Genomic DNA, 5,452 nt, shown 5'->3' with positions numbered 1-5,452 from the left:
AAGAGCACATTGCTGCGGGCGCTGGCGCGGATTTGGCCCTATGCGGAAGGCCGCATTCACATGCCCGCAGCGGCGGATTGCCTTTTCCTGCCGCAACGCCCCTATCTGCCGCTCGGCAGCCTGCGGGCGGCCCTGACCTATCCGGCGGCCCCGGAAACGGTCGACGAGGCCCGTCTGATCGCCGTGCTAGAGCAACTTGCCCTCACCCATTTGCGCCCGCGCCTTGATGATGTCGCCCTCTGGTCCCAAATACTCTCGGGTGGGGAACAGCAGCGCGTTGCCATCGCCCGCGCGCTCTTGCACCGCCCCCGCTGGCTGTTTCTGGACGAGGCCACCAGTGCCCTTGATGAGGCGGCCGAAACCTTGGTGTATCAGGCGCTTTGCGCTGATCCTTCGGTGAGCATTCTGAGCGTTGGGCACCGAGCATCCTTGGCGGCGTTCCATTCGCGCAGTCTCGATCTGGCCCCGTATCGCACAGATAACAGGTAGCCAGGTACGGACCGGCTGTGTCATATCCTAAGGGAAAAATAGGCGGGACTGTATAACGCAGTCTTAACCTAATCTTTACACTAGGGCGGTGACACTCTGGGCCGTGAGTCTCGGTTCCCTGAAGAATTAGGGCGAGCATCAGGACCAGCGAGCGAAAAGCGGGGACGGGGCGAGCGTGGAAGAAATTCTGGCAAAAATTCTGGCGAATGGTGAGATTTTTTATGTCATCACCTTCTTGTGGACGGCGGTCGAAGGGGAAACCTTCGTCATATTCGCGGGGTATGCCGCGCATCTTGGCTTACTTTCATTGCCGATGCTGATCGCCTGCGCGTGGCTGGGCAGCTTCTGCGGCGACCAGGTATATTTTTTCCTGGGGCGGCGCTATGGCCACCGTTTGGTGCGCCGCTTTCCCAAGTGGCAGCCGCGGGTAGACCGGGCGATGGATTTGCTGCACCGCTATAATACCGGCTTCATTCTGTCTTTCCGGTTTATTTACGGTGTGCGGAATGTAAGTTCCTTCGCAATTGGCATGAGCGAAGTCAGTTGGGCCCGCTTTAGCGTGCTGAATTTTATTGCCGCCGGCGTTTGGGCCATAAGCTTTGCTGGAACCGGCTATCTGTTCGGGGCGGCCTTTAAAGATGTGCTGGGCGATTACGCCCTATACATTACCCTTGGCATGTTGCTGATGTTCGTTAGCTTTGCGTGGTTTGTGATCTCGGCCCCGGAGCGGCGCGAAAAGCGGCTTGCCAAGGAGGCGGCGCGCCTTGCCGCCCAATCGGGCTCCGCAACGAACCCGAAGCGCGTTTAAGCTAGCGCATCAACCAAAGCGGCAGCGCGAAGAGCCCCCAGAGCAGCAGCGCCATCAGCATCAAGATCGGCACGAACAGCACAAACCAGCCGACAACAAGGGTGAGTGCGGTAACGCTGTGGAGCGCAAGCCGCCCGCCCGTGCTGGTCGGGAGCATCATCTCGCTCCACCGCTGAACGACGACGAGGCCGATCAGCACGACGAGCGCCAGCAGAGCAACAAAGAGGCTGCCGAAAACCCCTTGGCCGCTCAGCAGCCCCATCCCCGCCAAAAACAGCCAATAGGCAAAGAAAATCGCCGCCCGGACGTTGGAACTGACCCCTGCGAGGTGGGTTAGAATGCCGCGCGGTGACAGCAGCGCGGTTGGCGTCTTGGGGAGCTTCAGCATCCTTAGCGGCTCCGCCGACGCTCGCGGCGCTCGCCGCCGGGAGCGGGCAGGGCGGGCAGCGGATCTGTTTCGTCATCCGCCTCGATTTCAGCATTGACCGGTGCAGGGGACTGTGCTGTAAGCGGCGCGCGCTCCGGCTCTGGCGCGGGCGGGGTTGCGCGCAAAAGGCCCGTATCGGCGGGACGATTTGGGCGCATCTGATCGGGAAGTGCTTCCGCCCAGCGGCGCAGAACGTCCCAATCCAAGTCGAGAAAACGGGGATCGCGCCCAAGGGCGGCTTTCACCGCATCGGGTTGATACAGGCCGACGGCGCTGAAGCGAAAATAGAGCCCCAACTGTTCCAGAACCTGACAAAAATCGTAAATCGGTTCGGCATCAAGCGACACGGCGCTTGATGCCTGGCGCATTTTGGCCGCGAGCGCGCGGAACAAAAGATCGGTCGTTGCGCGCCGGTCGCGCACCGTTTCCAAAATTATTTTAAGATCGGCGCGCCCTTCCAGGCTGAGCGAATAGATGAGTTTTTCCTCCACCTCGCGCGCATGGGTAAACAATTGCGTCGCATGGCTGCGGAAGTAATCTTCCCAGGCTTTGAACTGCCGCAGAACGTGCCGCTTCAGGACACCCTCGACCGGCCCAAAACCGGGGTAGTAGATTTCATGCAGCCGACGGCGCAGGTCGCTGGCTTCCGTACTAAGGCGGGTGCCAAGCTCCTCAAAATCGGCCCTGAGGGCGCGCGCGTCAAAATCCGCCCGATCAAATTTACGCGAGAGCATTGCCCCTCCATCTTATCCAGCGGCCCCCAGTATAGAAAGCCGTTCGAAAAATTCGAGTATAGAAAGTGACTCTTTCTTCTAACTAAGTCGAAAAAATATATTATTTTTCAATATCTTGAAATCATACATGAGTGTATCACATCAGAAAATCGTGTGAAGCTGTGATACGGCCCTACGTCAAGCCCCTAAATAGCCGAAAAATCGAAAAAATTCGTCACGACCTCAACCAAAATTGTTGCTTGCAGACAGTCGCATCAAGTACGAAGGACGGCGTGCCGAGTCTAACAGAGCTTTGTCTCGAACTTACGACAAATGCAATTGACGCGCGCTAGAGGGGCTTTCCAATCCATCCGACCAATCGGGTGCTGTACCGGCGGATTATACCGAATGGCCCTTGGGCCCGGTCGCCAGATCGAGGGAAGAGCGTTTGAATCGGAAGAATGACACTCGGCTAAGCTTGGGGCAGCGTTTCCGCGCAAACCTGGCGACATGGTTCCCGGTACGGCAAATCGTCATTCGGGAAGGATCGGCGGTTCGGGCGCTGACCCTCACAACCCGTCTTCAAGCCTCGATTGCCGCCGTGGGGCTTATTGGTGTGGCCTGGATAGTCGCCGGAACGGCGGGCTATACCTACCAAACATACAAAGTTGATAAAAAGAACGGTGAAATAGAGCGCACACGCCTCGCTTATCATGAGTTAATTGAAGAAGTATCGAGTCAGCACGAAAAATTTATGTCCATTACAAAGGACTTAAATTATTACCGGACCTATCTTTTAACGTTAATTGAACAAAACGAGGGCCTGCGCAACGATCTGGCTTCCATCCATGATCGTCTGGAAGACTCGGAAACCGAACGCGAGCGCTATGCCAGCGCTGAAGAAGCGTTACGCAAACAATTGCATGGCCTCGAAAGCGAACTGACCAACCTTTCCGAGCGCAACGATCTGCTGCAAACCGATGTGACGGTGATGCGCACGCGGATTGTGTCAACCGACGATGAGCGTCGCCGCGCAGCAGCAGCCCGCGCATCGATCGACCGAAATATTGCGCGGTTGGAAGGGGAGCTGTCCTCGGCCCAGAACCGTGCCGTTGAGCTTGAAAAAATCCTAACGCAAAAGCAGCAAGTTGTCGACCAAGCCCAGGCCGGGCGGCGCCAGGCGGTTGCGGATCGGGATGCTGCGGTCGAAAAAGCGTCCCAGATCGAAGCGAAGATGGCCACGCTCACCCAGCAGCAGCAACAAGCGCTGGCCAAGCTCCAGGAACGCACCCAGGGCACGCTGCAACGGGTCGAGGCGGTGTTTACGGCGGCGGGGGTCGATCCCAAGCGTCTTTCCCCCCTCATGACCGGCCGGGATGGCAAGGGCGCGCGCGGCGGGCCGTTCATTCCTTGGTCGGATCAGGTGAAGGAACTAGCCCCGGAAGTGCGCGGCAAGACCGATCAACTTGGTAATTCCATTGAGCGCCTAGAGGTTTTGCGCCCGCTGCTCAGTTCATTGCCCTTGAGTGTGCCGGTGCGTAACGATTTCGCGGTTATGTCGGGCTTTGGCTACCGCAAGGACCCGTTCAATGGCCGCGCGGCTTTGCACGAAGGCTTGGATCTGCAGGCACCTTTGCGCACCCCCATTCGTCCGGGCGCGCCGGGAAGGGTTGTTTTTGCTGGCTGGCATCCGCAATATGGCCGCTTGGTGGAAGTGGATCATGGTTTTTCCATCCGCACGCGCTATGCGCATATGGATGAACTTAGCGTGACCGATGGCCAAGAGGTAGATCGGGCGACCGTTCTGGGACTTATGGGCAGGTCGGGCCGGGCTTCGGGTATACATCTCCATTACGAGGTGGTCGTGAATGGCCGCCCCCTGGACCCAGCAAATTTTATGAGGGCCGCTAGCTATGTTTTCAAAGTCAAATAGCCGCCGCGATTCCCAAACTTCCCATAAGGTTGAGGCGGGCGTTCCGTCTATCCTCTCCCCCGACATGGTGGTGACGGGTAATTTAGCCTCGTCGGGCGAAGTGCATTTGGATGGCACGGTGCACGGGGACATTGAGGCGCAAGTTCTTACAATTGGCGAAAGCGCCCATGTGCGCGGTAATATTTCAGCCGATACGGTTCGGGTTTCGGGAACCATCGTCGGCTCGATCCGAGCGCGCGAAGTGATTCTCAGCCGGACGGCGCGGATCGAGGGCGATATTCACCATGATATTCTGTCGATGGAAGCGGGTGCGCGCCTTGAAGGCATGTGCCGCCGCTTAGCCGCCGTCATGGAGAAAAAGGACGAAGAGGCAAGCACGCTGCTGCTCACGACGCGCGATAACGACGCCGCTTAAACTGCCTCTCCAGCTAGGGTGTGCTGAGGGGGCCTAAACTCGGTTGAGCAGTGTAGAGCCGCCGGAACCCTGGTTGACGCATGGTTTGGGCAACCGCTAGGAAATCGATGTTTGTCATTGCTTTGGCAAAATCGCTCGTACTTTGCCATTCAGCCCTGTTCAACCAAAGCTCCGACCCGCCAACACCTTTGTGAAGGCTGGTGGAAATAAAGCCCTGTTGGCCTCGTAGGATGTCCGATGCGTTGGTCCAGCGCTGATAAAACTCGCCGGCTTCGGCTTTCGGAACCTGAAAAATATTAATCAGGACGACTGGCCCGGTCACGTCCGCACGCAGTTGCTCGGCGAAGCGCGTGCCATCCGACGCCTGTACATCGGATAGAATAAGCCCCTCAGCTTGCGCCATTGGGGTACTGGACCCGATCATCAGCGCGCAGAGCAGCGTGAGAAATTTCCATCGCATTGGGTTACTCCTTTCGATAAGAACCATGCCGATGACATTATATTTACATAGCGTGCTATTCAATTGGAATTGGCACGGCAAAAAGGATTGCTTGCTATGCAAATTAAGAGGGAAGAATCGGCCGGCTTTTTGGTGAACCATTTGGCCCGAACGTTTGCCACGGCTCTTCAGGCGGGGCTTAAGCCGCTCCACCTCGCGCCCGCGCAG

7 protein-coding genes are annotated in these 5,452 nt (G+C 57.7%); 4 read left to right on the top strand and 3 right to left on the bottom strand.

The window, feature by feature from the left end; genetic code table 11:
* On the top strand, positions 1-489 hold a 489-nt coding region (locus tag ACIQ36_RS17850; RefSeq protein WP_395831823.1), incomplete at its 5' end, for an ATP-binding cassette domain-containing protein.
* Between the two features lie 175 nt (positions 490-664).
* Positions 665-1,297 (top strand): DedA family protein, encoded by a 633-nt coding sequence (locus tag ACIQ36_RS17845; RefSeq protein ID WP_395831821.1) that lies wholly within the window; start codon positions 665-667, stop codon positions 1,295-1,297.
* A 1-nt stretch (position 1,298) separates the two neighbouring features.
* On the opposite strand, the gene ACIQ36_RS17840 is transcribed toward ACIQ36_RS17845, so the two are convergent.
* Positions 1,299-1,685: a hypothetical protein gene (locus ACIQ36_RS17840; protein WP_395831819.1), complete on the bottom strand. Its 387-nt coding sequence runs from the start codon at positions 1,683-1,685 to the stop codon at positions 1,299-1,301.
* A gap of 2 nt (positions 1,686-1,687) precedes the next feature.
* Positions 1,688-2,458, bottom strand: a complete 771-nt coding sequence (locus ACIQ36_RS17835) for a hypothetical protein (protein ID WP_395831817.1) — start codon at positions 2,456-2,458, stop codon at positions 1,688-1,690.
* A gap of 457 nt (positions 2,459-2,915) precedes the next feature.
* Here ACIQ36_RS17835 and ACIQ36_RS17830 point away from each other — a divergent pair, with 457 nt between their 5' ends.
* Entirely contained in the window at positions 2,916-4,370 is a 1,455-nt protein-coding gene (locus tag ACIQ36_RS17830) for a peptidoglycan DD-metalloendopeptidase family protein (RefSeq protein WP_395831815.1), read from the top strand.
* Entirely contained in the window at positions 4,351-4,785 is a 435-nt protein-coding gene (locus tag ACIQ36_RS17825; protein WP_395831813.1) for a polymer-forming cytoskeletal protein, read from the top strand. The genes ACIQ36_RS17830 and ACIQ36_RS17825 overlap by 20 nt, the downstream gene beginning before the upstream one ends.
* A gap of 13 nt (positions 4,786-4,798) precedes the next feature.
* Here ACIQ36_RS17825 and ACIQ36_RS17820 read toward each other — a convergent pair.
* A partial coding sequence (locus ACIQ36_RS17820) for an antibiotic biosynthesis monooxygenase family protein (RefSeq protein ID WP_395831811.1) occupies positions 4,799-5,452 on the bottom strand: 654 nt, incomplete at its 5' end.

This window comes from Elstera sp. (genome assembly GCF_044372965.1).
Lineage (GTDB): Bacteria > Pseudomonadota > Alphaproteobacteria > Elsterales > Elsteraceae > Elstera.
Note: the sequence above shows the minus strand (reverse complement) of the source record. Positions and strands in the feature narration are given on the sequence as shown.